The organism is Lentzea rhizosphaerae (assembly GCF_042649515.1).
GTDB classification, from domain to species: Bacteria; Actinomycetota; Actinomycetes; order Mycobacteriales; family Pseudonocardiaceae; genus Lentzea; species Lentzea aerocolonigenes.
The window spans coordinates 151,965-177,772 of record NZ_JBHRZI010000027.1; the positions used below are offsets into that span (position 1 = coordinate 151,965).

Annotated in this window: 26 protein-coding genes; 13 read left to right on the forward strand and 13 right to left on the reverse strand. The window is 69.0% G+C overall.

Annotated elements, in window-relative coordinates; all coding sequences use genetic code 11:
- The first annotated feature begins 94 nt into the window (after window positions 1-94).
- Entirely contained in the window at window positions 95-2,437 is a 2,343-nt protein-coding gene (locus tag ACFOWZ_RS30570) for an ATP-binding protein (RefSeq protein WP_382377373.1), read from the forward strand.
- Complete coding sequence (locus ACFOWZ_RS30575; protein WP_382377374.1) at window positions 2,437-4,533, forward strand: ATP-binding protein; 2,097 nt, start codon at window positions 2,437-2,439, stop codon at window positions 4,531-4,533. Before ACFOWZ_RS30570 ends, ACFOWZ_RS30575 begins: the two co-directional genes overlap by 1 nt.
- Before the next feature lie 162 nt (window positions 4,534-4,695).
- Here ACFOWZ_RS30575 and ACFOWZ_RS30580 read toward each other — a convergent pair whose 3' ends face one another.
- On the reverse strand, window positions 4,696-5,193 hold the full coding sequence (locus ACFOWZ_RS30580; protein WP_382377375.1) for a hypothetical protein: 498 nt from the start codon (window positions 5,191-5,193) through the stop codon (window positions 4,696-4,698).
- 171 nt (window positions 5,194-5,364) lie between these two features.
- On the opposite strand from ACFOWZ_RS30580, the gene ACFOWZ_RS30585 reads away from it, so the two are divergent.
- The gene (locus ACFOWZ_RS30585; RefSeq protein ID WP_382377376.1) at window positions 5,365-8,199 is read left to right on the forward strand and encodes an AfsR/SARP family transcriptional regulator; all 2,835 of its coding nucleotides are present in this window, start codon (window positions 5,365-5,367) and stop codon (window positions 8,197-8,199) included.
- On the opposite strand, the gene ACFOWZ_RS30590 is transcribed toward ACFOWZ_RS30585, so the two are convergent.
- The 5 genes from ACFOWZ_RS30590 to ACFOWZ_RS30610 form a co-directional block, all read right to left on the reverse strand.
- Window positions 8,140-8,832 carry a cobalt-precorrin-6A reductase gene (locus ACFOWZ_RS30590; protein WP_382377377.1) on the reverse strand — a complete coding sequence of 231 codons (693 nt, stop codon included), beginning with the start codon at window positions 8,830-8,832 and terminating at the stop codon, window positions 8,140-8,142. The two genes, ACFOWZ_RS30585 and ACFOWZ_RS30590, sit on opposite strands and share 60 nt — an antisense overlap.
- Complete coding sequence (gene cobM, locus ACFOWZ_RS30595) at window positions 8,829-9,569, reverse strand: precorrin-4 C(11)-methyltransferase (protein WP_382377378.1); 741 nt, start codon at window positions 9,567-9,569, stop codon at window positions 8,829-8,831. Before cobM ends, ACFOWZ_RS30590 begins: the two co-directional genes overlap by 4 nt.
- Window positions 9,566-10,747, reverse strand: coding sequence for a precorrin-6y C5,15-methyltransferase (decarboxylating) subunit CbiE (gene cbiE / locus ACFOWZ_RS30600; RefSeq protein ID WP_382377379.1), 1,182 nt, complete (start codon window positions 10,745-10,747; stop codon window positions 9,566-9,568). The genes cobM and cbiE overlap by 4 nt, the downstream gene beginning before the upstream one ends.
- Window positions 10,728-11,108 carry a PPOX class F420-dependent oxidoreductase gene (locus ACFOWZ_RS30605; RefSeq protein ID WP_382377380.1) on the reverse strand — a complete coding sequence of 127 codons (381 nt, stop codon included), beginning with the start codon at window positions 11,106-11,108 and terminating at the stop codon, window positions 10,728-10,730. Before ACFOWZ_RS30605 ends, cbiE begins: the two co-directional genes overlap by 20 nt.
- Window positions 11,109-11,187: 79 nt before the next feature.
- On the reverse strand, window positions 11,188-13,461 hold the full coding sequence (locus tag ACFOWZ_RS30610; RefSeq protein WP_382377636.1) for a chitobiase/beta-hexosaminidase C-terminal domain-containing protein: 2,274 nt from the start codon (window positions 13,459-13,461) through the stop codon (window positions 11,188-11,190).
- Between the two features lie 157 nt (window positions 13,462-13,618).
- On the opposite strand from ACFOWZ_RS30610, the gene ACFOWZ_RS30615 reads away from it, so the two are divergent.
- The gene (locus ACFOWZ_RS30615; RefSeq protein ID WP_382377381.1) at window positions 13,619-14,458 is read left to right on the forward strand and encodes a helix-turn-helix domain-containing protein; all 840 of its coding nucleotides are present in this window, start codon (window positions 13,619-13,621) and stop codon (window positions 14,456-14,458) included.
- Window positions 14,433-14,615 (forward strand): DUF397 domain-containing protein, encoded by a 183-nt coding sequence (locus ACFOWZ_RS30620; RefSeq protein WP_382377382.1) that lies wholly within the window; start codon window positions 14,433-14,435, stop codon window positions 14,613-14,615. The genes ACFOWZ_RS30615 and ACFOWZ_RS30620 overlap by 26 nt, the downstream gene beginning before the upstream one ends.
- 65 nt (window positions 14,616-14,680) lie before the next feature.
- Here ACFOWZ_RS30620 and ACFOWZ_RS30625 read toward each other — a convergent pair whose 3' ends face one another.
- The 6 genes from ACFOWZ_RS30625 to ACFOWZ_RS30650 form a co-directional block, all read right to left on the reverse strand.
- Window positions 14,681-14,902, reverse strand: a complete 222-nt coding sequence (locus ACFOWZ_RS30625; RefSeq protein WP_382377383.1) for a hypothetical protein — start codon at window positions 14,900-14,902, stop codon at window positions 14,681-14,683.
- 9 nt (window positions 14,903-14,911) lie between these two features.
- Window positions 14,912-15,982: a trypsin-like serine peptidase gene (locus ACFOWZ_RS30630; RefSeq protein WP_382377384.1), complete on the reverse strand. Its 1,071-nt coding sequence runs from the start codon at window positions 15,980-15,982 to the stop codon at window positions 14,912-14,914.
- Between the two features lie 196 nt (window positions 15,983-16,178).
- On the reverse strand, window positions 16,179-17,843 hold the full coding sequence (locus ACFOWZ_RS30635) for an aminotransferase class V-fold PLP-dependent enzyme (RefSeq protein ID WP_382377385.1): 1,665 nt from the start codon (window positions 17,841-17,843) through the stop codon (window positions 16,179-16,181).
- Window position 17,844: 1 nt separating this feature from the next.
- Window positions 17,845-18,603: an amino acid ABC transporter ATP-binding protein gene (locus ACFOWZ_RS30640; protein WP_382377386.1), complete on the reverse strand. Its 759-nt coding sequence runs from the start codon at window positions 18,601-18,603 to the stop codon at window positions 17,845-17,847.
- On the reverse strand, window positions 18,590-19,420 hold the full coding sequence (locus tag ACFOWZ_RS30645) for an amino acid ABC transporter permease (protein WP_382377387.1): 831 nt from the start codon (window positions 19,418-19,420) through the stop codon (window positions 18,590-18,592). Before ACFOWZ_RS30645 ends, ACFOWZ_RS30640 begins: the two co-directional genes overlap by 14 nt.
- Window positions 19,410-20,315 (reverse strand): ABC transporter substrate-binding protein, encoded by a 906-nt coding sequence (locus ACFOWZ_RS30650; RefSeq protein ID WP_382377388.1) that lies wholly within the window; start codon window positions 20,313-20,315, stop codon window positions 19,410-19,412. The genes ACFOWZ_RS30645 and ACFOWZ_RS30650 overlap by 11 nt, the downstream gene beginning before the upstream one ends.
- A gap of 182 nt (window positions 20,316-20,497) precedes the next feature.
- Here ACFOWZ_RS30650 and trxA point away from each other — a divergent pair, with 182 nt between their 5' ends.
- From trxA to ACFOWZ_RS30690, 8 genes are all read left to right on the forward strand, one after another.
- Window positions 20,498-20,866: a thioredoxin gene (gene trxA, locus ACFOWZ_RS30655; RefSeq protein WP_030466455.1), complete on the forward strand. Its 369-nt coding sequence runs from the start codon at window positions 20,498-20,500 to the stop codon at window positions 20,864-20,866.
- 33 nt (window positions 20,867-20,899) lie between these two features.
- Complete coding sequence (locus tag ACFOWZ_RS30660; RefSeq protein ID WP_382377389.1) at window positions 20,900-21,289, forward strand: phage holin family protein; 390 nt, start codon at window positions 20,900-20,902, stop codon at window positions 21,287-21,289.
- Window positions 21,286-21,573, forward strand: a complete 288-nt coding sequence (locus tag ACFOWZ_RS30665; protein ID WP_382377390.1) for a DUF3618 domain-containing protein — start codon at window positions 21,286-21,288, stop codon at window positions 21,571-21,573. The genes ACFOWZ_RS30660 and ACFOWZ_RS30665 overlap by 4 nt, the downstream gene beginning before the upstream one ends.
- Window positions 21,570-21,839, forward strand: a complete 270-nt coding sequence (locus ACFOWZ_RS30670; protein ID WP_382377391.1) for a DUF4235 domain-containing protein — start codon at window positions 21,570-21,572, stop codon at window positions 21,837-21,839. The genes ACFOWZ_RS30665 and ACFOWZ_RS30670 overlap by 4 nt, the downstream gene beginning before the upstream one ends.
- A gap of 63 nt (window positions 21,840-21,902) precedes the next feature.
- Entirely contained in the window at window positions 21,903-22,763 is an 861-nt protein-coding gene (locus ACFOWZ_RS30675; RefSeq protein WP_382377392.1) for a chorismate transformation enzyme, FkbO/Hyg5 family, read from the forward strand.
- Window positions 22,764-22,801: 38 nt separating this feature from the next.
- Window positions 22,802-23,320 carry a VOC family protein gene (locus tag ACFOWZ_RS30680; RefSeq protein ID WP_030466460.1) on the forward strand — a complete coding sequence of 173 codons (519 nt, stop codon included), beginning with the start codon at window positions 22,802-22,804 and terminating at the stop codon, window positions 23,318-23,320.
- A 13-nt stretch (window positions 23,321-23,333) separates the two neighbouring features.
- Window positions 23,334-24,422 carry an S-(hydroxymethyl)mycothiol dehydrogenase gene (locus ACFOWZ_RS30685; RefSeq protein WP_382377393.1) on the forward strand — a complete coding sequence of 363 codons (1,089 nt, stop codon included), beginning with the start codon at window positions 23,334-23,336 and terminating at the stop codon, window positions 24,420-24,422.
- Complete coding sequence (locus ACFOWZ_RS30690) at window positions 24,422-25,021, forward strand: MBL fold metallo-hydrolase (RefSeq protein WP_382377395.1); 600 nt, start codon at window positions 24,422-24,424, stop codon at window positions 25,019-25,021. The genes ACFOWZ_RS30685 and ACFOWZ_RS30690 overlap by 1 nt, the downstream gene beginning before the upstream one ends.
- Here ACFOWZ_RS30690 and ACFOWZ_RS30695 read toward each other — a convergent pair.
- The gene (locus tag ACFOWZ_RS30695; RefSeq protein ID WP_382377396.1) at window positions 25,018-25,776 is read right to left on the reverse strand and encodes an enoyl-CoA hydratase/isomerase family protein; all 759 of its coding nucleotides are present in this window, start codon (window positions 25,774-25,776) and stop codon (window positions 25,018-25,020) included. The two genes, ACFOWZ_RS30690 and ACFOWZ_RS30695, sit on opposite strands and share 4 nt — an antisense overlap.
- Window positions 25,777-25,808: the final 32 nt, after the last annotated feature.

Genomic DNA, 25,808 nt, shown 5'->3' on the forward strand with positions numbered 1-25,808 from the left:
ACCATGTATGTCGGCGATTGACGTGGTAGGCCCGTTTGGGTTCGACTGACCCCGAAAGTCGACCGGCAACCGTGGTCGCAGGGATGAAGGTGTCATGTCGCTCATCGCTCCGGGCGAGGCCGGGAATCTGCCCGTGGAGTTGACCAGTTTCGTCGGCCGCCGGCGGGAGGTGACCGAGGCCAAGCGGGTGTTGTCGGTCTCTCGTCTGGTGACCTTGACCGGGTTCGGCGGGATCGGCAAGTCCCGGCTCGCACTGCGGGTGGCCGCACAGGTGCGGCGGTCCTTCGACGGCGGTGTGTGGCTGGTCGAACTGGGCGAGCTGCGGGATCCGGAGCTGGTGGCGCACACCGTGGCCGCCGTTCTGGGACTGCGGGAGCAGGCCACCGTGGGACCGGGAGACCACTCGGCGTGCCCACCGATGACGCTGCTGACCGAGTACCTGGCGGCACGAAACGTCCTGCTGGTGCTGGACAACTGCGAGCACCTGGTGGACCCGGTCGCGAAACTGGTCGACGCGCTGTTGCGGGCCTGCCCGGGGTTGCGGGTGCTGGCCACCAGCCGGCAGGGGCTGGGTGTCGGAGGGGAGGTCACGCTGCCGGTACCGCCGCTGCCGGTACCGGACCTGGCACAGCCACCCACCCTGCGAGGGCTGCCCCAGGTCCCGGCGGTGGCCCTGTTCGTCGAGCGGGCCGTGGCGGTGGTGCCGGAGTTCTGCCTCACCGCGGACAACCTGGACGCGGTCGCACAGATCTGCCGCCGGGTGGAAGGCCTGCCACTGGCGATCGAGCTCGCGGCGGCGCGACTGGCGGCGCTGGCGCCGCAGGAGATCCTGAACCGGATGTCCAACCGGTTCCGGCTGCTGGCCGCTGGTCCGCGCAGCGCGCCGACGCGGCAGCGGACCCTGCAGGCCAGCATCGAGTGGAGCTACGAGCTGTGCACGAGCGCGGAACAACGGCTCTGGGCTCGGCTGACGGTGTTCGCCGGTGGCTTCGAACTGGCCGCGGCGGAAGGCGTCTGCGCCGGGGACGGCCTGGCGTCGGAGGACGTGCTCGACCTGGTGACCTCACTGGTGAACAAGTCGATCCTGATCCGGCAGGACGGCGGCGACGTGCGGTACCGGATGCTCGACACCCTCAGCGAGTACGGCCAGGACAGGCTGCGGGAATCCGGCCAGGAGACCGCGCTGCGCCGGCGACATCGAGACTGGTGTGCCGCGCTGGTGGCGGGCGCCGAGGCCGAGTGGATCAGTGTCCGACAGGTGGACTGGTTCACCCGCCTGGAGCGGGAGTACCCCAATCTGCGGGCCGCGTTGGAGTTCTGCCTCACCGAACCCGGCGAAGCAGGGGCCGGCCTGCGGATGGCCACGTCGCTGTACCTGTACTGGTTCGGGCGGGGGCAGCTCAGCGAGGGCAGGTACTGGCTCGACCACGCCCTGGCCCAGCAGCCCCGCCCCTGCGTGGACCGGGCCCGAGCCCTCTACGCGGACTCCATGCTGGCCGGACAGCAGAACGATGTCGAGGCCGCCGCAGCCCTGGTGGACGAGGGCGAGGAGGTCGCGAAGCAGTTGGACGACGCCTCGACGCACGCGTTGTTCACCCTCGCCGCCGGGTACGTGGCGGGGTACCGGGGGGACCTGCCCCGCTCGGTCGCACTGCTGGACGCGGTCCTCGATGCGCTCCGTGCCGGGAACGACCTTCCCCGGCTGCTCGACGCCCTCTTCGCCCTCGCCGTGTACAGCGGGGTGCGGGGTGACGCGGCACGGGCCCTGGCCTGCCACGAGGAGGTGCTGGCGATCACCGAACCCCGCGGGGAGGTCTGGTACCGGTCGCTGTCCCTGTGGGCCCTCGGCCTGGCGGTCTGGCAGCAGGGCGATTCCCGGCGAGCGGCCGGGCTGGTGCGGGAGAGTCTGCGTCTCAAGCGCCTGATCGAGGACCTGCTCGGCATCGCCTGGTGCCTGGAGGCACTGGCCTGGATCGCGGCCGGCGCGCCGGATCCCCGCCACGCCGCGCACCTTCTCGGCGCCGCGCACGCGCTCTGGCACACCCTCGGCGCGTCCCCCACCACGATCCGGCCCATGCTCGGCTATCACGAGGAGTGCGAAAAACGGACTCGTCTCGCACTGGGCGAGCGTGCCTTCCGGACCGCTTTCCAGCGCGGCACGGACCTGGCCCTGGCAGACGCCATCGCGTGCGCGCTGAACGAGAAACCACAGGGGGTGCCGGCCCCCGCCGGCGCCGCCACGAGGCTGACCCCGCGCGAACAGGAGGTTGCCGAGTTGGTCGCCCAGGGCCTGACCAACAAGCAGATCGCCGCCCGGTTGGTGATCTCTCAGCGCACCGCAGAGGGCCACGTCGAGAACATCCTCGCGAAACTCGGACTGACCACACGCACCCAGGTGGCCACGTGGGTCACCGAACAACAGGAGAGCCGGGCCTGATGACCGCTGACGTCGGACACACGCGGGAGGCGGGCAATCTGCCGGCCGACATGACGAGTTTCGTGGGTCGGCGGCAGGCCACCGCCGAAGTGCGGCGCGTGCTGTCGGCGGCCCGGTTGGTGACCTTGACCGGGGTCGGCGGGGTGGGCAAGTCCCGGCTGGCCCTGCACGTGGGGCGCGCGGTTCGCCGGAGGTTTCCCGACGGGGTGTGGCTGGTGGAACTGGCCGCGCTCGGCGATCCGGCGCGGGTGGAGCAGACCATCGCCGCTGCGCTGGGCCTGCGCGACCACTCGCGGCGGGATCCGGTGAGCGTGCTCACCGCGTTCCTGAAGGACAAGCGCCTGCTGCTGATCCTGGACAACTGCGAGCACTTGCTGGATGAGTGCGGCCGGCTGGTGAGCCGGTTGCTGAAGGCCGCGCCAGGGTTGTCCGTGCTGGCCACCAGCAGGGAACCGCTCGGCGTCCCCGGTGAACACCGCTGGCCCGTCCCACCGCTGTCGCTGCCCTCCACCGAGGCCGGCGCATCGGTGCCCGCGCACCTGTGCGACGCGCTGGCGTTGTTCGCGGACAGGGCGGCCACCGCCGCCCCCGGTTTCGTGCTGACCGAGGACAACAAGCCGGAGGTGACGCGACTGTGCCGGCGGCTGGACGGACTGCCGCTGGCGATCGAGCTGGCCGCGGTCCGGCTGCGGGTGTTGTCGGTGGAGGAGTTGCTGGCCCGGCTGGAGGACCGGTTCGCGTTGCTGAAGGGTGGAGCTCCCGCCGCCCTGCCGCGCCACAACACCCTGTGGACGACGGTCGACTGGAGCTTCGAGCTGTGCTCGGAGCCGGAACGGCTGCTCTGGGCCAGGTGTTCGGTGTTCGCCGGGGATTTCGACCTGGATGCGGCCGAACAGGTGTGCGCCGGCCTGGGGCTGGCCCCCGACGAGGTCTTCGAGGCGGTGACCGGACTGATCGACAAATCGGTTCTGGTCCGGGAGGAGCGCGCCACCGGGGTGCGGTACCGGACCCTGGAGACCATCCGCCAGTACGGGCGGCAACGGCTGGCCGAGACCGATGACACGGCTGGGCCGCAGAGCCGGCATCGCGACTACTACCTGCGCCTGGCCGAGCAGGCCGACGGGGACTCGAGCGGCCCGCGCCAGCCCGAGTGGGCCGAGCGGTTGCGGGTCGAGCGGGCCAACCTCTTCGCGGCGCTGGACCACTGCCTGACGGTGCCGGGGCAGGACCGCGACGGCCTGCGGTTGAGCGCGGCACTGTGGTTCTACTGGATCGCCTGCGGGTTCGTCCGCGACGGCCGGTACTGGCTCGACAGGGCCCTGCGGGCCAGCCCTGCACCCAGCCGGGAACGCGCCCGAGCACTGTGGGTCACCGGTTGGATCGCCAGCTTGCAGGGCGACTACCAGAGCGGTCTGGCTCTGCTGGAGGAAAGCCGGGACCTCGCCCTGGCGCTGGGCGACGACACCGCCCTGACCGAGGCGACCCAGCACCTCGGCTGGGCGCGTGTGGTGGCCGGCGACCCGCCGCAGGCGATTCCGCTCCTCGATGACGTGCTGGCCCGCCGCCGGGCATCGGACCGGTGGACCGCGCCGGCGGTGATCATCTATCCGATCCAGATCTTCGTCGCCGGTATGGCCGACGACACCGGTCGTGCCATGGACCTGCTCGACGAGTGCCGGAGCATCTGTGCGTCCCTGGGCGAACGCTGGGCCTTGTCGTGGGCGTTGAACGCGATCGGCATCGTGTGGCTGACCGCGGGCGATCCCCGGCAAGCGGCGACTCACCTGTGCGAGTGCCTCCGCGTCAAACGTGACGTGACGGACCGGCTGGGCTACCCGTTCGGTGTGGATCTCCTCGCGTGGGTCGCCGCGACGGAGAGCGACTGGACTCGGGCGGCCGTGCTGCAGGGGGCGGCGGACAAGATGTGGGAGCCGATCGGCCGGCCGCTGTTCGGTTTCGACCTCCTGATCGACCAGAGGCAGGACTGGCGGACGCGAACTCGCGAAGCACTCGGTGAACGCGCCTACCACGACGCCCTTCAGGAGGGGGCACGGATGACCCCGGAGCAGGCCATTGCCTGCGCACTGGGCGAATAGTCTCCGCCACCGGGCCGCGGACACCGATCAGCTCAGCCACGACTCGTGACGGCGGCCGGCCGAGCGAGAGCATCCCGCACCGTCCCTCCAGCAGTGACCGCCTTGCCGTCCCCTCGACGGCGAGGTGGTCACTGCTGGAACAGCGCCGTCAGCGAACGCGGCTCAGGTGATGATCTTTCCGGCGGAGAGGAATCCCCCGGTGAGCGTCGGGTAGTTGTCCCACCAGGTCACCTGGGCGTACATCACGCTGTCGGTCTTCCCCGTGAACCCGTCGTAGACCACGTGGTGGGAGCACGTCGCGGACGGGCCAGGCGTCACGCACGGAGGGCTGGCCGGCGGGATGATGCTGCTGCCCTTGCGGATGCCGATCTGCATGGTGATGTCCCTGACCAGGGGCGACAACTGGTTGGTCGCGGTGTCCCGGCAGGCGATCGCCCAGGTGACGTGGAGCTGACCGTCGTAGAGGGTGACGTCGTTGCCGACACCCACATCGCAGCGGATCGCGGCCGCGGACACGTCGCCCTGCGTGGACATCTCGATGCCGGGCCCGCTGAACACGACGAGCGGGGCGGCTGGTGCTGCTGTCGCGGTGCCGGTCAAGCCGGCGCTCAACAGCAGGACGGACAGGAAGCAGGCGAGTCGCCTGAATCCACCTGACATGCGCTTCTCCTTGCGTTCGTCATGGCGGCCGGGGCGAAGGCCAGCGTGGACACCCGTTTTCGTCCGGTCACACAACGTTCTGCGAATCGGCTGTTCAGTGGTGCCGTGCAGAGTCCTTTGGGCATAAACCGGAAGCAGCGCCGTGCCGCGATCGGAGGGGGACCTGCGCGGGTGAGGGTGGAGCTGCGGGTGCTGGGTCAGGTCGAGGTTCTGGTCGACGGAACGGAGGTGGACCTCGGGCACGCCCGCCAGCGGTACGTGCTGGGGATGCTGCTGATCGAGGCCAACCAGGTGGTCTCCACCGACGGGCTGGTGGACCGGATCTGGGGAGAACGCCCACCCCGGCGGGCCCGGCAGCTGGTGAGCAACTACCTGTCGCGGCTGCGTTCCCTGTTGTCCGCCGGTGGCGTCGCGGACGAGGTGGTGATCGAACGGCGCGGCGGAGGCTACGTCCTGCTGGTCGCACCCGACCACGTGGACCTGCACCGGTTCCGGCGCCTGGTCGCCGATGCCGCTGCCGCTCCCGACGAGGTCCACGCGTCGGACCTGCTGGAGCAGGCCGCACAGGTGTGGCGGGGTGAGGCGCTGGCCGGTCTGGACACGCCGTGGATCGCCGCGGTGCGCCAGGAACTGGAGCGCGAGCGGTTCGCCGCCGACACCGACCGTCTCGACCTGGCGCTGCGCCGAGGCCGGCACGCCGCGTTGCTGCCCGAGCTGACCACGCGTGCCCGGGCGCACCCGCTGGACGAACAGGTGGCGGCCCAGCTCGTGCTCGCCCTGTACCGCAGCGGTCGCCAGGCCGACGCGCTGGAGCACTACGAGCAGCTGCGCGCCCGGCTGGCCGAGGAGCTGGGCGTCGATCCCCGGCCGCACCTGCGTGAGCTCCACCAGCGGATCCTGGCCGCCGACCCCGGCCTCACCGACCCCGCGAACGCCTCGCCGGTGGTGCCGCGCCAACTTCCGGCCGCTCCCGCGCTGTTCACCGGCCGCGCCCTCGAACTGGCCGAGCTGGACCGAGCCCTCTCCACGAACGGCCAGGCGACGGTGGTGATCTCGGCGATCGGCGGCGCGGGCGGCATCGGCAAGACGTGGCTCGCCCTCACGTGGGCGCACCGCAACCTGCACCGGTTTCCCGACGGCCAGTTGTTCGTCGACCTGCACGGGTTCAGCCCCACCGGCCGCCCCACCGATCCCGCCGACGCGCTGCGCGGCTTCCTCAACGCCCTGGGCCAGGACGCCGACAACCTCCCGTCGGACCTGGACGCGGCGGCCTCGCTGTACCGGAGTCTGGTGGCGGGCAAGCAGATCCTCGTCGTCCTGGACAACGCCGCCACCGCGGACCAGGTGATCCCCCTGCTGCCCGGCAGCCCGACCTGCACCGTGCTGGTCACCGGCCGCACCACCCTGTCCTCGTTGATCGACCGCCACGGCGCCCGCCACCTGCCGCTAGGCGTCCTCAGCCCGGGCGAGGCCCGCGCCCTGCTGGCAACCCGCATCGGCGACCGGCGGGTCAACGCCGAACCCGGTCTGACCAACGACCTGATCGAACTGTGCGGCCGCCACCCCCTGGCCCTGGCGATCACGGCCCGCCACGCCACCACCCATCCCGCCATCCCGCTCGCGGAGCACGCCGCCGAACTGCGCGACCTCGGCCTCGCGGTGCTCGACCACGACATCGACCCCACGGCCAGCCTCCCCGCCGTGCTGTCGTGGTCCCTGCACCGCCTGACCGACGAGCAACGCGTCACGTTCGCGCTGCTGGGAATCGCCCCCGGCCCGGACATCGACCTGCCCGCCGCCGCGGCCCTCACCGGTCTTTCCGAGGCACAGACCCGCAAAGTCCTGCGCACCCTGGAGGAGCACTCACTGCTCGACCGGCACCCGCACGGCCGTTGCCGAATGCACGACCTGGTCCGCGCCTACGCCGCGGAGACCGCCCGTGACCTCCTCGAACCGGTGCGGCGGGCGGCGATGGACCGGGTGGTCGACTTCTACCTGCACACCACCGACACCGCCGACCGGATCCTGGAACCCCACCGCCCGCCGATCCCGCTCGACCCGCCCGCCCCAGGGGCCCGCCCCCACCCGTTGAGCGACCGCCCCTCCGCACTGGCCTGGCTGGACGCCCACCACCCCCATCTGCTGGCCGCCCAGCACACCGCCGCAGCTCACGACCGCCACCAGGCCGTGTGGCACCTGGCCTGGGCGCTGGCCACGTTCCACCTGCGACGGGGACACCGCCACGACGACCTGGCCGTCTGGCAGGCCGCCGTCGACGCCGCCGAACGACTGCCCGATCCCGCCGCCCTCATCCACGCACAACGGCGGCTCGGCCACGCCCACGCCGAGTTGGGGCAGCACGAGCAAGCCATCGCTCACCTGCACCTCGCCCTCGCCGTGGCGGAACACCACGACGACCCCGCCCAGCAGGCGCGGACACACCACGCCCTCGCGTGGGCCTGGGGACAGCGCAGAGACGACCGGCAGGCACTGGCACACGCCAGCCGTGCCGTGGCACTCCTGCGCGACCTGGACGAGCCGGTGTGGGAAGCCGACGCCCTGAACACGGTGGGCTGGCACGCCGCGCACCTGGGCGACTACGACACCGCCCGCTCGCACTGCCAGGCAGCCCTCGACCTGCACCGGCACCAGCAGGACCGCGACGGCCAGGCGGACTGCCTGGACAGCCTGGGTTTCATCGCCCACCGCACCGGTGACCACCACCGGGCCATCGACCACTACCGGGAGGCACTCGGCCTCTTCCGCAGCGTCAGCAACGCCGTCGAGGCCGCCGTCACCCTCGACAACCTCGGCCATCCCCACGTCGCCCTCGGTGAGGTCGACCAGGCTCGCTCGGTGTGGCGGGAAGCGCTGGAGCTGTACCGGCAGCAGGGCCGTGACAACGATGTCGCCCGCGTCCAGCGGCAGCTCGACGACCTCGACAGGTCAGCGGCCCAACCAGGCGAGCGCACCCTCCACGGTGTCCACCACCTGGGCGGGCGGTAGCGGTGGCCGCCGCACGATCACGACCGGCACCCCGAGCTGCCGCGCGGCTTCGAGCTTGGCCGACGTCATCGAGCCACCGCTGTCCTTGGTGACGAGCACGTCGATCCGGTGCGCGCGCATCAGCTCCAGCTCACCGTCCACAGTGAACGGACCGCGTGACAGCAGCACCTCGATCCGCTGCGGCATCGGCGGTTCCGGCGGCTCGACCATTCGCGCCAGGAACCACTGCGAGCAGTCGGCGAACTCGGCGAGGTCCTGCCGCCCGGTCGTGAGGAAGACCCTTGAGCCGGGCAGGTTCCGCGCGGCCTCGGCGACGCTGTCCACCCAGATCCAGCCTGGTTGAGCCGCGAACCCCGGCCGGCGAAGGATCAGGAACGGCACGCCGACCCGTTGGCACGCCTCGAAGGCGTTGGAGGTGATCTGCCGCGCGAACGGATGGGTGGCGTCGATCACGGCGGAGATCTTGTTGTCCCGCAACCACTCGGTGAGCCCCTCGACTCCGCCGAAGCCGCCGATCCGGACCTCGCCGACAGGAAGACGGGGATCGCTCACCCGGCCTGCCAACGAAGAAATCGCCGGTACCCGGGACGCCAGCTCGCGGGCCTCCCCCGTGCCCCCGAGGATCAGGATCATCGAACGCGCGTCGGCGAGTACAGGTGGCTGTCCGGGAACTGCGTCGCCCCCAGCGTCTGCCCCACGATGATCACCGCGGTCCGCTTGATCCCGGCTGCGGCCACCTGCGCCGCGATGTCGTCCAACGTCCCCCGCAGCACGATCTCGTCAGCGCGGGACGCATACGCCACCACGGCGACCGGGCAGTCCGCGCCGTAGTTCGGCACCAGCTCCGCGACCACCTCGGCGATTCGTTGCACCGCGAGGTGCAGCACCAAAGTCGCGTGACTGCGCCCCAACGTGTCCAGGTCCTCGCCGGGAGGCATCGGCGTGGCGCGCTGCGAGGTCCGCGTGAGGATCACGGTCTGCCCGACACCGGGCACCGTCAGCTCGCGCTGCAACGACGCCGCCGCGGCCGCGAAGGCGGGCACGCCGGGCGTGACGTCGTAGTCGATCCCCAGCGCGTCCAGCCGCCGCATCTGCTCGGCCATCGCGCTGAACACCGCCGGATCCCCGGAGTGCAACCGAGCCACGTCCAGGCCCCGCGACGAGGCCTCGACCAACTCGGCGACGATCTCGTCCAGCGTCAGCGACGCCGTGTCGACGAGACGCGCGCCGTCCGGGCAGAAGTCCAGCAGTTCGACGGGCACCAGCGCGCCCGCGTACAGGCACACCGGCGACGACTCGATCAACGAGCGTCCCCGCACCGTGATCAGGTCGGCGGCACCGGGGCCCGCCCCGATGAAGTGCACGGTCACTTGAGCACGCTCCACGTCGTCACGGGCATGTGCGGGCGCCAGCCGGTGAACCCGCCGACCGCCGACCCGCGGTTGACCGCGATCCGGACCAGGTCACCGCCGAGCCGCGCGTACCACTGCGCCACCACGGCCTCGGACTCCAGCGTCACGGCGTTCACGACCAGCCGCCCGCCGGAGGCCAGCGCGTCCCAGCACGCCTGCACCACGCCCGGCACGGTCAGCCCGCCGCCGATGAAGATCGCGTCGGGCTTCTCCAGCCCTTCCAACGCTTCCGGCGCGCGTCCGATGTGGACGTCCACACCCGGCACGCCCAAAGACGCCGCGTTGCGCACGATCCGCTCGGCACGTTCGGCGGACTGCTCAACGGCGATCGCCCGGCACGTCGGATGCGTCCGCGCCCACTCGATCGCGATGGAGCCCGACCCGGCTCCCACGTCCCACAGCAGCTGCCCCGGCAGCGGCGCCAATCTCGACAGCGAAATCGCCCGCACCTCGCGCTTCGTCAGCTGACCATCGGTCTCGTAAGCGTCGTCCGGCAAACCCGGCACGCGGGAGTATGCGTCGCCGGTGGGCTCCAGGGCAATGACGCACAACGGGTCCGCGTCCTCCCCGGACCACCGGTACACCCGTTCGGCGGGCCCACCCAGCTGCTCCAGCACGGTGATCGGCCCCGCCAGAGCGGCAACCGTTGCCGGGTCACCGCCCAGCACGAGCACCCGCCGCCCCGGCGTCAACACGGGTCGCAGCAGGTCAGGCGACCGCCCGACGAGCGACACGACCTCGACCTCGTTCAACGCCCACCCGAGCCGCGCGCAGGCCAGCGACACCGACGACGGGTGCGGGATGACGGAAACACGCGAGCCCAGCAACCGGACCAGGGTGGTGCCGATGCCGTGGAACATGGGGTCACCGGACGCCAGCACGCAGACGTCCCGGTACTTCTCGAACAACGCGGGCAAGGCCGGGACCAGCGGCGACGGCCAGGCCACGCGCTCCTGATCACCCGGCGCCGACGAGTCGCCGGTCCGCCCGAGATCCCTCGGCACCAGGTCCAGCTGCCGCGTGCTCCCCATCAACACCCGCGCGGACCGGATCGCGGCTTGCGCGGCCGGCGACAACCCGTCCCACCCGTCGGCCCCGATGCCGACCACGACGACGTCAGACGGTGCCGGTGACACGCTTCACCTGGATCTCGATCACCACGCGCTCGGGGTTGACCCGAGGCTGCTTGTACCTCAGCGCATACCGCCGCACGGCCTCGTCCACGGACGCCGCGTCCTCGCGAACGACCGCGGGCCCCTCCAGCGTCGACCACCGGCGACCGTCCACCTGGCACACCGCCGCGTAGCCGGCCTTGCGCACGTGCTTGACCTTCCACGACGCGCCGTGCGTGATGATCCGCGCGATGCCGTTCTCGGCGTCGAGCGTGACTCCCACCGGCACCACGTGGGGAGTCCCGTCGGGACGGACCGTGGACAACGTGCACAGGTGCCGTTCGGCCCAGAACTCGGCGAACTCGGCGCCCCGCTCGATCGACATGCCACGCATCATGCAATGCGATGCCCGCAGAACGAAATCGGGCCCGCCGACGGCTGCCGGCGGGCCCGTCGTCCCAGCGCTACGGGTAGTTGACGACGTTCACCGGCACCGTGCCCGGCGGCGTCACCCCGCCCACGTTGTTGATCACGTGGGTGATCGTTCCCTGGTAGTTGAGCGACACGGTGAGCAGGTTGTGCATCCTCACGCCGGACCGCTGCGGCACCTCGAAGGCGTTCTCGGCGCGCACCGAAGGGTTGACGTTGAAGAAGCAGTAGCTCCCCAGCCCCCACGCCTCGTGCGTGGTGACGTTGTCCCCGACCTTGTAGGCCGCGTACCCGGCCTGCCCGTTCGGCCTGTTCCACACCGCCTGGTTCGGCACGTCGTACGGCATCTCGTTCTGGAAGAAGATGGTCCGCCCGCGTTCGCCGTTCCAGATCACCTGGTACTTCTGGTAGTGCTCGACGAACAGGCCGGTCGCCAGCACGTCGTTGCCGTTCACCACCAGGCCCGTGTCACCGATCGCCTCGTTCCAGCCCCAGGTGCCGGCGTTGCCGTGGTCGGCGCGCCAGATCCAGGTGTGGTCGATGATCGTGTTGTGGCTGTTGACGACCAGGCTGTTGGTCGCCTTGCCCGCCACGGCCCCGCCGACCCGGAAGAACACGTCCTGCAACGTCGTCGGGTTGGACGCGTGGCTCGAAGACGAGCCGGACGGGCCGACCGTGAGCAGCGACGGAGACAGGGTCGTGCCCGCGTCGAACAGGATGCCCTTGATCCGCACGCCGTCGACGTCCGCGACCTGCATGGCGGTGACGCCGTTCTGCGGCACGATCGTCGCGTACCCGATGCCCAGGACGACGGTGTTCGGGCGGGTCACGTTGATCGTCTGGTCGACGTTGTAGATACCGGGCGTGAAGAACAGGTTGCAGCCCTGCGCCAGCGCCGCGTTGATCGTCGAGGCGGTGTCGCCGGCCTTGACGACGTAGAACTGGCTCATCGGCAACGAGGTTCCCGGCGTGCCGCCGTTGATCCACGAAGCCCCGGAAGCGTTGGTGCGCAAGGAAGGCAGGAACACCCGGTACTTGCCCGCCTCGAAGTAGAGGTAGGGCACGTCACGCGAGATCGGCGTCGTCGCGAGCGTCGTCTCCGGCGGCGACGGGAACGTGTTCGCGGGAGCGCCCGGCGTTCCGGAGAACACCATGTTCCAGACGCCGCCGTCCCAGCTGCCGTAGTTGGAATCACGCGTGTACCACTGCTGCTGCGAGACGGACGCCGTCTGACCGGACACGCGGGTGTCGGCCGTGTAACCACCACTCGCGAAGCCGTACGACGCCGGGTACAGCGCCAGGTTGCCGCGGATGTCCATGCGGCGGAACGGTGCGGCCTGCGCCACAGCCCACCGGTTGGTGCCGCTGCTCGGGTTGACCGCCATGTTCTCGGCCGAACGCCAGAAGTTCTGCAGCGCCACACCCTTGTCGGACTCGTTGAACGCGTCGACGGTGATGTCGCCGTTGATCACGACGTCACCGGGGTTGCGCCCGAGACCCGAGACCGACGTGTAGTAGCCGACGTCGTCGTGGACGTTGTAGGTGCCGGGCTTGAAGAGGTGCGCGACCCGGCGCGGCGCCATCTGCGCGGTCAGCGTGTCCTTCTGGTTGTTGAAGTCGGTGTCGAGCTGCGCCTGGATGCTCTGCGCCGACATGCTCGGGTCGAAGACGCGCGTGTTCGGCCCGAAGTTCGGCGTGTCCGACTGGACGCACCCCTCCTGCGTGCCGATCGTGTACGTCGCGCTCGCCACGGCGGAGTTCGTGAGGCCCGCCTTGATGCCGATGGCGTTGACGGTCCGGCTGGTGGGCACGGAGATCGGCCCGCTGTAGACGGGAGAGCTCGCGGTAGGTGTCAAACCGTCCACTGTGTACCGGATGGTCGCACCGCTCGTCGCGGTAGTGATCGTCACGGTCTGCCCGGACGTGTACGCGCCACCGGGCGGGCTGAACGACGGCGTCGCAACCTGCTGCGGTGTGCTGCCGTGGGTGTAGGTGAAGTGCGGGGTGTCGTACTGCGGCCCGCTCTTCTCGTAGGTGAACCAGTACTCGATCACCGTGCCCGACGACAGCGACCCGACGGTCTTCTGCCAGGTGCCGGCGTTGTTGGTCATGCGGAAGTTCTGCTGCGGAGTACCGGTGATCAGGTAGTGCACGTCGACGTAGAGGGCAGGGGTCGTCGGCGTGAAGTTGATCCTCGCCTGAGTGGCGTCCAGCGCCGTCACGTTCTGCGTGTAGTCCTCGGCCGCGGACGCGGCGGTGGACGACGCCAGTGACGGCAGGGCAATCGCTGCGGCGGCCAGGCCGGCCAGCCATCTCACCTTTGAGAGCGCTCTCACACCTGGAACGGTAAACACGAGATGTCGCTAAGCGAAAGATGCAAGCTGAGGGAAAGAAGAACCGGTCCCGCCACCGTTTTCACCCGAACGAGCGGCTTCTTGTATTGAATACAACCCATAGCGTCGACGCATGACTCCCTCCACCGCGTACAGCAGGGACCTGGGCGACGAGCTCCGGAGGCTGCGAGAGACGTGTACCGGCCTCAAGAGCAACGAACTCGCGAAGAAGCTCGGCTGGGACCCCAGCAAGATCTCCACCATCGAGCACGGCAAGGCGCGCGCCAGCGAGATCGACCTGATCCAGTTCTTGTCGATGTGCGGCAAGGACATCGACTACGTGATGGAGTTCAAGCGCCGGTACCACTACGCGTTCGACGACTACATCGTGCAGGTGTCGGACAACCTCCGCACGGTCGTGATGGCCGAGTCCACGGCCACGACCATCACGAGCTACTCACCGCAGTCGATACCTGGCCTGGTCCAGACTCCGGAATACGCTGATGGCCTCTACCGGATGACAGGACAGGTGACCGAGACCCGCATCCCGGACCTCGTCCAGTTCCGAACCGACCGCCAGACGATCCTCCGCCGACACAATCGGCCGACTTGCTTGTTTTACGTCCATGAGCATGCGCTGGAGCTTCAGGTCGGAAGCAGCGAGATCATGGAGGATCAGTACGCACGACTGCTGTTCAACACGCACACGATCCGGATCGTGCCTGCGGACGCGCCTCTGGCCGCCTCAAGTTGCGTCTTGTGGGAGTACGAGAAGGCTCGTCCCATCGCCTTCAGCGAGACCGACCTCACGCACGTGTTCGTGCAAGATCTGGGCGCGATCGCACGCACCCGGCTGCTTTTCGATCGCCTGGATCAGGTTTCCTTGGGTGCGGAACAATCGCGGAGCAAGCTGGCGGAGTACGTCGGCCGACCGCGAGAGGGACACGATGACTCAGGACCGCACCTGGCGTAAGAGCAGCTACAGCAACGGTACGGAAGAGGGCGAGTGCGTCGAGGTGTCACTGGCCCGCGACGCGCTGGTCCGGGACTCGAAGAACGCGAGCGGCGACGTCCTCGCGTTCTCCACCCCTGCCTGGAGCGCGCTCGTCGGCTGGATCGCCTCGCGCTGATCACGACAGCACGGAGGCCCACCCCCTGCGGCGGGGATGGGCCTCGCTCGTACTTCGCTGCGCTCTCAGCCGCCCGCAGGCGGTTGCGGCATCGGGACCGGCTTCGCGTCACGCATGCGTTCCTCGGTCCAGTAGTCCGGGTCGGTGTGCTCCGCCGGCCCGTCGGCCACTTCCGGACCGGCAGGCGCGGCCGGTCCACCCGAGCCCCGCAACCCGGCGATCACGGAGGCGCCCACCACGACAGTCGCCGCGACCAACGCCACCACCACAACCGTGCGGGTGCTCATGGAGCCTCCTTACGGAGTCTGGTTCTTCGCGTTGTTGAAGACGTCATTCACGTGACTGTCATAATACGGCCCGGAATTGTTTCCGTCCAGAAGTCCCTGGGTCGCACTGATGACGTAACCGAGGCCGTTGGGCTGGTAGTCCTCAAGCCACGGTCCACCACTGGCACCGCCGCCGAAATTGCAGCCGAGTCGATAGGCATTCGCGCCCGGCCACCGGTCGGTCGTTCCCCAGCAGTACCACTGCACCTGACCGTTGTCACGGTTTCCCGGGTAGCCGGCGACGTGCACGTAACGGCTGTAGCTGCCGTTGTACCGGAAGCCGTGGCCGCCCGCCGCGTTGACCACCTTCTGGCCGGAGCTGTTGGCGTAGGTCACCACCCACGCGAAGTCGCGCTGCCAGTCGTTGCGGACCGACCAGCCGGTGGAGTAGTGGAACCAGTAGGCGGCGAACCGTCCACGCGGCTCGGAGCCGTTCTGGTAGCCCGGGATGAAGACCCAGTTCCGCATGACCTGGCCGTTGCCGCCACCCACGACCGCGCAGTGGCCAGCGGTGACGACGAGGCTCTTGGAGGCGCTGTTCACGGCACTGCCGGAGCACTGGTAGCCGCCGTTGTTCCTCGGGTCGACGAAGTAGATCTTGCCGGTGGTGTAGGAGAACCAGGCGTCCTGGGTCGACGGGCCGCCCGTCACCGACGGTGCCTCCGGGACGGAGCCGGTCCCGGCTTTCCCTGCCGGAGCCTGAGCCGACGTCTTCGCGTCAGTGTTCCTCGGGCCGGCGGTGGCTACGGCGGGCTTGGCCGCGGCGATCCGTTCCGGCGTCCAGTACTCGCTGACGATCCGCTGGGCTTCGGCGGAGGAAACCTTGCGCTCGGCGCGAGCGCCCTCGTCCCACACGACTGCGGACGAGCCGACGATCGAGTCCGCTTTCGCCGCAGATTCGGCATTCGCCGGAACGGCGACCGCTATTGACGCGACAAGCGTCAGTCCGGAGAAAACGCCAATGATCGATCTTCGGGCGAATATCATTGTTCCCCCCTCAGGAACTGATTTCACACTGGCACTCGCCAGCCAGTACAGCACGGTAACGAGTCGATTTCAGCCCAACAACCGCCTACTGGCGCAATGAGCTTATTCCGTGTCGCACAGAAAGGAAGACGAAAGTTGCAAGAACCCTTCACGCCCGAACGAATCCGCTTACTGCATGTTGGTGACGTGCTGGTGCGTCGGATCGGCGGCACACGAGTAGAGCTGGAGGTTGTAACCGCGGCGAGGGTGATCAGGTACCCCGGTTCTCGTTGAGGTAGTTGTAGATCGTGTACCGGGTGACCTCCAGGACACCCGCCAGGTGGTCGACCGAGTCGCGGATCAGGAAGAACCCGGCCTCGTCCAGCACCCGCACGACCTGCGACTTGTGCACCTTCTTCATCAGCTCGACGGGCACGCCGACGTCCGCGATCGCCTTCTCCACCAGCACCCGCTGCAACGTGTCCACGTCCTGGGGGAAGGACTCCACCGGCCCGGACGCCTCGTGCGCCGCGAGCTTGTTGACGCACAAGCAACCCACGGCGACCCCGGACGCGTCGCGCACGAACGTCGTCGACGACCAGATCGCGCGCCCGTCCGGCGCATACGTCTCGTAGCCCGGCATGTCCGTGGTCGTGCCGCGCCGAACCAGGCCCAGCAACAGGTCCGTCATCGGCCCGCCCACCTGGCGGCCGGTCAGCGAGCCAGCGATCGCGATGATGGAGTTCGGCAACCGGGACAGGTCGTGCACCACGACCTCGGTGTCCGGGCCGAGCGCCGAGGCGAGCGAGTCCACCGTCGGCACCAGCGCCGACAACGCCGCCGGCACCGGCGAGGAAGCGGTCCCGGACAACGACTTCAGGGCGGCGCGGACCCGTTCGAGAGTCCCGCGCGACGTCGTGGCGTGCGGGGACAACCGGACGTGCTCCGGCCGAACGGTCGCCGTCACACCGAAAGCGTTCAACGTCTCCCCCACCACGGAAGCGGCTTCGGACATCGTGAACGCCAGGATTCCCGCCCGCCGGTCGCGCGCGGAGACGATCTCGCCGCCGCACGACAACACGATCTCCTCCAGCTCGGCGACGATCTCCGCCACCGCGGTGTCCAAAGCCGGGACGCCCGCGAGCTCGACCAGTTCCAGTGCCTCCGCGAACGCCCCGGACACGACCGGCGAAAGGTTCGTGATGTTCCACGCGGCGGCATCGGGAGCGGGCTCGTGCACGGCGTTGTCGAACAGGCCGGCGTCCAAAGCACCCGTCCAGCCCGACAGCACGGGCGACAGCCGCTCCAGCGCACGGTCGGACAACACGACGAAACCGGTGCTCCACCCCGCCCGCAACCACTTCTGGCCACCGACCACCAACACGTCGGCGAGCTCCCACGGCTCGTCGGCCACGCCGAAGCCCTGGATGCCGTCCACGATCAGCAGCCGATCGCCGACGACCTCGCGCAACGCCGCCAGGTCCGCGCGGTAGCCGGTGCGGAAGTCCACAGCGGACACCGACAACGCGGAAACCTCGGGAGTCAGCTCCGCAGCAACGGCCTCGCGTGTCACCGGACCGTCCAGCACCACCGACGGCAGGCCTGCCCGCACCCACGGGTAGGTGTTGGACGGGAACTCCGCCGCGCTGTACATGACCGTGCCGGACAGCCCGAACGCCGCCTGGAACAGGCCGATCGACGTGTTCGGCACCAGCGCCACGTGATCGGTGTCGGTGCGGCACAACCGCGCGACGGCGGCCTTCACCCGTTGTTCCTCGCGCATCAGCGTGTCCACTGTGGAGGGACCGGCGAGCGAGGCCTGGTCCATCAGGCGCGAGGTGGCCGTGACCACCGGGAGCGACGGCGGGCCGAAGCGGGCGAAGTCGAGGTACCCCTCCGGTTCGCGGAACTGGGCGAGGTACGAGGCGTCGATCAACTCAGAGCACCTTTGCGAGGAACTGTTGCGTACGTGGCTGCTGCGGATTGTCCAGCACGTCGGCCGGTGTGCCGGTCTCCACCACCGCTCCGTCGACGAGGAACACCACGCGGTCGGCGACCGAGCGGGCGAAACCGATCTCGTGAGTGACCACGATCATCGTCATGCCGTCGCGGGCCAGCGAGGTCATCACGTCGAGCACCTCGCCGACCAGCTCCGGGTCCAACGCGGACGTGGGCTCGTCGAACAGCATCAGCTTCGGTTTCATCGCCAGCGCGCGGGCGATCGCAACACGTTGCTGCTGGCCGCCGGACAGCTGCGCCGGATAAGCCAAGGCCTTCTCCGCGAGACCCACCCGTTCCAGCAGCGCCAGCGACTCCGCGCGCACCTCGGCGCGGTCCCGCCGCAGCACCTGGACCGGGCCCTCCATGACGTTCTCCAGCGCCGTGCGGTGCGGGAACAGGTTGAACCGCTGGAACACCATCCCGACCTCACGGCGTTGAAAAGCCACCTCGTGTTCGCGCAGCTCGTACAGCTTCCCGCCGGACGCGCGGAACCCGACCGGCACGCCGTCGACCCAGATCCGGCCGGCGTCGATGGTCTCCAGGTGGTTCACACAGCGCAAGAAGGTGCTTTTGCCCGCACCGGACGGCCCGAGCAGGCACACGACCTCACCGCGCCCGACCTCCAGGTCGATACCGCGCAGCACCTCGGTGTGGCCGAACGACTTGCGGACTCCCACGGCCTCAACGAGGGCCATACGCACGCTCCAGGTAGTGCTGCCCGATCGACGCGAGGGACACCATCACGAGGTACCAGGCCGCGGCGGCGAACAGGGTCTCCATGATCTCCAGGTTGCGCGAGGAGATGTTGTTCGCGGCGTGGATGAGCTCCAGGAAGGCGATCACCGACGCCATCGAGGTGCCCTTGATCATGTTGATGAAGTTGTTGCCGGTCGGTGGGATGATCACCCGCATCGCCTGCGGCAGGACAACCCTGCGCAACGTCGTCAGCGGGGTCATGCCGATCGACTTCGCCGCCTCGGTCTGACCGGGATCGACGCTGGTCAGGCCCGCGCGGACGATCTCGGCCATGTAGGCGCTCTCGTTCAGGCCGAGACCCAGCAACGCCGCCACGAACGCGGTCATCACGACGTTGGTGGGCACGGTGAACAACATCGGGATGCTGATGTTCTTGAACACCAGCGCGAGGTTGAACCAGATCAGGATCTGCAGCAGCACCGGCAGCCCGCGGAACAACCAGATGTAGCCGACCGCGAACCACCGCGCGACGGGGTTCGCCGAGAGCCGCATCAACGCGACCACGACCCCGAGCACGATCGCGCCGCCCTGCGCGCAGACGGCCAGCACGATGGTGTTGAGCAGGCCTTCCAGCATCACGGGGTGCGTGAAGAACCCCGGCACGTCCTCCCACTGGATCTGCGCCTCGGCCATCGCCCAGCCGAGACCGGCGATGATCAGCAGGATCATCGCGCCGCTGAACCACCGCCATGGGTGGCGCAACGGCACGACGACCAGATCATCCCTCAGATCATCTGGGCGGAGATCACTTGCCATTGATCGCGGCCTTGGTGATCGCACCCTGCTTGATGTCCCACGTGGTGAGGATCTTGGTGTAGGTGCCGTCGTCGATCAGCGACTGCAGCGCCGCCCTGATCGCCTCGGACAGCTTCGCGTTCTTCTTCGCGACGCCGATGCCGTACGGGCCACCGTTGATCGGCGCGAGCGGCACGACCTCGAAGTACTGGCCGTCACCGGCGGTCTTGGCGACGTACACGGCGGTCGGCAGGTCGTTGAGGATCGCGGCGACCCGGCCGGTGCGCAGCTGGTTCTGGTTGCCGGTGTCGCTGTCGGTGACGCTGAGCTGCACCTCGGGCTTGCCCCGGTCGAGGCACTTCTGGCTCTGCTCCTTGGCGAACTGCTCCTGCGAGCTGCCGAGGTTGACCGCTACGCCCTTCCCGCACAGGTCGTCGGGTTCCTTGACGCCCTGCGGGTTGCCCTTCTGCACCATGATCGTGATGCCGGACGTGAAGTAGTCGACGAAGTCGATCTTCTGCTGGCGCTCGGCGGTGTCGTTCATCGCGGCCATCGTCACGTCGACACGGCCGGTCTCCAGGCTGGTGATCAACGAGCTGAACGCCATGTCGCTGTGCTCGGCCCTGAGCCCGAGCTTGGCGGAGATCGCCTTGATCAGGTCGACCTCCGACCCGAGCGGGGTCTTGCCGTCCTGGTCGTAGAAGTTGTTCGGCGGGTTCTGGATGTTCGACCCGACCTTCAACGTGCCGGCCGACGCGATCTCGGGCGGCAGCATCGCGGCGAGCTTGTCGTCCTTCTTCACCGAGCCGAGGTCGGACGACGGAGGCGTGGACGTCTGCGAAGGACTGTCAGACGTGGACCCGCAGGCGGCGAGCCCCAGTACGAGCAGCGAGGTCACGAGCAGGCGCGGCATCATGGCGGGGACCGTACAACGATACGTTGAAGCCGTCCACAAAAAGTTGAAACGATGAACGGCGCTTTCGTTCACCTCAGGTGGACAAAAGCGCCGTTCATCCGGCGTGACCGGCGGCACCTGGGGAATTCCGTTGACGGCTGCTTCGTTGGACGGGGTGCCCCAGCAAAACGAGGAGGACCAACATGGCGACGGTCGAGCTGACCACTGAGAACTTCAACGACGTGGTCGGCGGCTCCGGCATCGTCCTGGTCGACTTCTGGGCCGAGTGGTGCGGTCCGTGCCGCGCGTTCGCGCCCACGTTCGAGGCCGCGTCCGAGAAGAACGAGGACATCACCTTCGGCAAGGTCGACACCGAGGCGCAGCAGGAGCTGGCGGCCACGTTCGGCATCCGGTCGATCCCGACGCTGATGATCGTGCGGGAAGGTGTCGTGCTGTTCTCGCAGCCGGGTGCGTTGCCGGGCAACGCTTTGGACGACCTGATCGAGCAGGCTCGCAAGGTGGACATGGAAGAGGTTCACGCGAAGGTCGCGGAGGCGCAGCAGCAGGGCTGATTGACGCAGGTCGACGGTGGGTAATCGACCTGCATGAACACCGACACGTCGACCGCTCAGCTGGTGAACCAGCTGTCCGAGCAGGTGAGCAGGCTCGCGCGCGATGAGATCCGTCTCGCGGTCGTCGAGCTGAAGGACAAGGGCAAGCACGCCGGTGTCGGCGCCGGGATGTTCGGCGTGGCCGGCGTGTTCGCGTGGTGGGGCGGGCTGAGCGTCGTCGCCGGCCTGATCCTGCTGCTCGCCCTCGTCGTACCGCCGTGGGCGGCCGCGTTGATCGTCGCGGCCGCCCTTCTGCTGTTCGCGGGCATCTTCGCGCTCGTCGGCCGCGGCCAGGTCAAGCAGGCCGCGCCCCCGGTGCCCAGGCAGGCGATGGACAACGTCCAGCGTGACATCGCGACGATCAAGGAGAGCGCACACCGATGAGCGACCCCAAGGAACAGCTGCAACGCGACGTCGAGCGCACCCGCCGCGAGCTCGGCGAGACCGTGGAAGCGTTGGCGCACAAGGTCGACGTGCCCGGTCGCGTGAAGGAGCAGGCGCACGAGACGGTCGTGCGGATGACCGCCGCCACGAACCAGGCGATCGAGTCGCTGCCGGATCCCGTGGCGCAGCAGGTAGAGAAGGCACGCCGTCACCCCGGAGCGATCGCGGCGGCACTGATCGCCCTCGTCGTGGCGATCTGGGCGATTTCCAGGAGGAACCGATGAAGCTCTTGTACCGGCCGCTGGGAATGCTGTTCGGCGCGCTGGGAGGTTTCCTCGCCACCGCGATCTTCGGCCAGATCTGGAAGCTCGTGGCCGGCGACAAGGAAGCGCCCAGCGCCACGATGCGCAACCGCGCGTGGACCGAGGTGCTGGTGGCCGCGGCGTTGCAGGGCGCGATCTTCGGCCTGGTGAAGGCCGCGATCGACCGCGGTGGCGCCAAGGGCTACCAGAAGCTGACCGGCGAGTGGCCCGGCGACGAAGAGGACTAGCGGCGCCGCGAAACGAGACGCGCAGGTTCACGGCGGTCGTTTCGCGACCTAACCTGACCGGCGATGACTCGTCAGCTGCGGGCTCGGGCGCTGTCGTCGAGGTTCGAGCCGCTCACCGCCGTTCCGGAGGACCCGGCTCGCGCGCGGCTGGGCGTCGTGCGGTTCGCCGGCACGTCGTTCAACCCGGTGCTGCGGGCCGGGCATCCGGAGCTGACGGTCCACCTCGCCGAGGAAGGCCGCGAGTTCGCGGAGGTCTGGACGAGCTCGCGGGGCGTGGAATCCGGTGAGCACAAGGCGATCGCGTACGCCCACGACGGCGAGTACCTGTTCTGCGCCGGGCGGATTCCGCCGTGCGACGAGCACACCTACGCCGGCCGGCTCGCGTTCCGCGCGGCGCTGGAGCTCGCCGCCAAGCTCGGCTACCACCACGTCTTCCGGATGTGGAACTACCTGCAGGACCTCACCCCGCGCATGTACCGCGAGTTCCTGCTGGGCCAGGCCGAGGCGTTCGCGAAACGCCCGGTGACCTGGAGCGGGCTGACAGCGGCCACGGTGGTCGGCACGCGCGGAGGCGGGATCGCGTTCCACTTCCTGGCCTGCCGCAGCCCGAAGCCGGTCACGATCATCGCGCCCAGCGGAGCGCGCGGCGTCTACCTGCACGGGCGGCTGTACTTCTCGGCGCCGACGCTGGACGACGCGGAGCACCTGATGAGCGCGGCGAACCTCGCGAACTGGGGTGTCGAGGACGGGTTCGGGTTGCACGACGTCACGTCGCTGAAGGTCTTCGGCCCGCAGCCAGCGGATCTGCTGCTGGCGCGAGTCGAGGCCGACACGCGCCTGGATCCCGCGGCGAGCGTGGCACATCTGCAGGCCACGCTGCTGCGGGAGGACCACGCGACGGAGTTCGAGGGCGTCGCCGGTTAGTTCAGCGACCGCTTGAACACTCAACTATTCTGGCTCGCATGCCACAGCCAGAAGGTGCGGAGCTCGAAGCCATCAGGGCCAAGCGCGACGAGCTGCGCAAGCAGTACGTGAAGCCGCTCGACGAACGCGGCGGCTCGCCTACGCAGGGCGTGCACCACATCGCGTTGATCTGCAAGGACGTCGAGGAGACGATCCGCTTCTACCAGGAGTTCCTCGGCTTCCCGCTCGTGGAGCTGGTGGAGAACCGCGACTACCGCGGCTCCAGCCACTTCTTCTTCGACCTCGGCAGCAAGAACCTGCTGGGGTTCTTCGACTTTCCTGGCCACGACCACCCGCCGTTCTCCGAGACGATCGGCGCGGTGCAGCACCTCGCGCTGTCCATCTCCCCCGAGCGGTTCGACGAGATCAAGGCCAAGCTGGACGACGCCGGGATCGAGTACCTGGGGCCGGACCGGGGCGTCGAGGACAGCCTGTACATCCGCGACCCCAACGGTGTAGGGATTGAGTTCTACCGGGAGAAGCTCGGCGAGTTCGAAGGCACGACCCTGATCAGGTGAGAACGGAGTCGCAGTGGCGCAAGAGGTCAAGGGCATCGTCGCCCGTGGCAAAGGTCAACCCGTCGAGCTGACCTCGGTGCTGGTGCCCGATCCCGGACCCGGCGAGGCCGTGGTGAAGGTCCAGGCGTGCGGTGTCTGCCACACCGACCTGCACTATCGCGAGGGCGGCATCAACGACGAGTTCCCGTTCCTGCTGGGCCACGAGGCCGCGGGTGTCGTGGAGTCCGTCGGCGAGGGCGTGAAGGACCTGGAGCCAGGCGACTTCGTGGTGCTGAACTGGCGCGCGGTGTGCGGCACGTGCCGTGCGTGCCGTCGTGGCAAGCCCTGGTACTGCTTCTCGACGTTCAACGCCTCGCAGCCCATGACGCTGACCGACGGCACGAAGCTGTCGCCGGCGCTGGGCATCGGCGCGTTCGTCGAGAAGACGCTCGTCCACTCGGGACAGTGCACGAAGGTCGACCCGTCCGCGCGTGCGGCCGCCGTCGGCCTGCTGGGCTGCGGCGTGATGGCCGGTGTCGGCGCGGCGATCAACACCGGTGGCGTCACCCGTGGCGACTCGGTGGCCGTGATCGGCTGCGGCGGTGTCGGTGACGGCGCCATCGCGGGCGCCCGCATCGCCGGTGCCGCGAAGATCATCGCGGTGGACACCGACCCGCGGAAGCTGGAGTGGGCCAAGGGTTTCGGCGCCACGCACACCATCAACGTCCGCGACGTCGACGACGTGATCACCGAGATCCAGCGGCTGACCGACTCGTTCGGCGCGGACGTCGTGATCGACGCGGTCGGCCGCCCGGAGACGTGGAAGCAGGCCTTCTACGCCCGCGACCTCGCCGGAACCGTGGTCCTGGTGGGTGTTCCGACGCCGGACATGAAGCTCGAGATGCCGTTGATCGACTTCTTCTCGCGCGGCGGTGCGCTGAAGTCCTCGTGGTACGGCGACTGCCTGCCCTCGCGGGACTTCCCGATGCTCGTCGACCTGTACCAGCAGGGCCGCTTCGACCTCGACGCGTTCGTCAGCGAGGAGATCCCGCTGGACGGCGTGGAAGCGGCGTTCGAGAAGATGCACCACGGCGAGGTGCTGCGATCGGTCGTGGTCTTCTGATGTCGTTGCGCGTTGACCACACCGTCACGTCCGGCACGTTCTCGCTGGACGGTGAGACCTTCGACGTGGACAACAACGTCTGGGTCGTCGGGGACTCCTCGGAGTGCGTCGTCATCGACGCACCGCACGACGTCGACGCGATCCTCAAGGTCGTGGACGGCCGTCGCGTGGTGGCGATCCTGCTGACGCACGCCCACGACGACCACGTCCGCGTCGCGCCGGACCTGGCCCACGCCACGGGCGCGCCGCTCGCCCTGCACCAGGCGGACCACGTGGTGTGGTCGCTGACCCACACCGGCGTGATCCCGCACCAGTCGCTGGAGGACGGCCAGGTCATCACCGTCGCCGGCGAACGGATTGAAGTGCTGCACACGCCGGGCCACTCACCCGGCGCGGTGTGCTTCTACGTGCCGTCGCTCGGCGCGGTGTTCACGGGTGACACGCTGTTCCAGGGCGGGCCGGGCGCGACGGGCCGGTCGTTCTCGGACCGGCCGACGATCGAGAAGTCGATCAGGGAGAAGCTGCTGACGCTCCCCGGCGACACCGTGGTGCACACGGGCCACGGCCCCGACACCACGATCGAAGCTGAAATCTTCTAGAACCGCGGAGGCCGCTTCTCCAGGAACGCCGACACGCCTTCCGCGTAGTCGGCACTGGAGGCGGCCTCCGCGTACAGCGCCCGCACGAAGTCGTCCTCGTGCCCGCCGTCGATGATCGAGTTGATGATCTTCTTGGCGCCCCGCACGCTGACCTGCGCGCGCCCCGCGATCTGTTCGGACAGCTCCTTCACGCGGGCGTCGAGCGACTCCACGACCTCGTTGACCAGACCGATCCGCAACGCCGTCGCGGAGTCGATCAGGTCGGCCGAGAACAGGATCTGCTTCGCCCACGCGGGCCCGACCGCGTCCACGAGCGCCTTGGTGGACGTGAAGTTGTAGACGATGCCGAGCTTCGCGGGCGTGATGCCGAACCGCGCGTCCGCCGCCGCCACCCGGATGTCGCAGGCGAGGGCGATCTCACACCCGCCGCCGACGCAGAAACCGGAGATCGCGGCGATCGTCGGTTTGTCCAGTTGTGCGATCGCGCGCTCTCCGTTGTGGACAGCTTCGCCGTAGTGCGCTGCGCCTTCCGGGCCCCTGCGCAACGTCGAGAACTCGGCGATGTCGGCACCGGCGGAGAAGTGCCCACCGCCCCGGATGACGAGCACCCTGAGGCTCTCATCAGCGGAAACGCGATCCATGATGCCCGGCAGCGCCGACCACATCTCGTAGCTCATCGCGTTGCGCTTGGCCGGCCGGTTGATCGTCAACGTGGCGACCGGACCGGCCGCGGACAGCTCCAGGAACTCGCTCACAGGCCGCACGATACCGACCGTCCGCCTTGTAA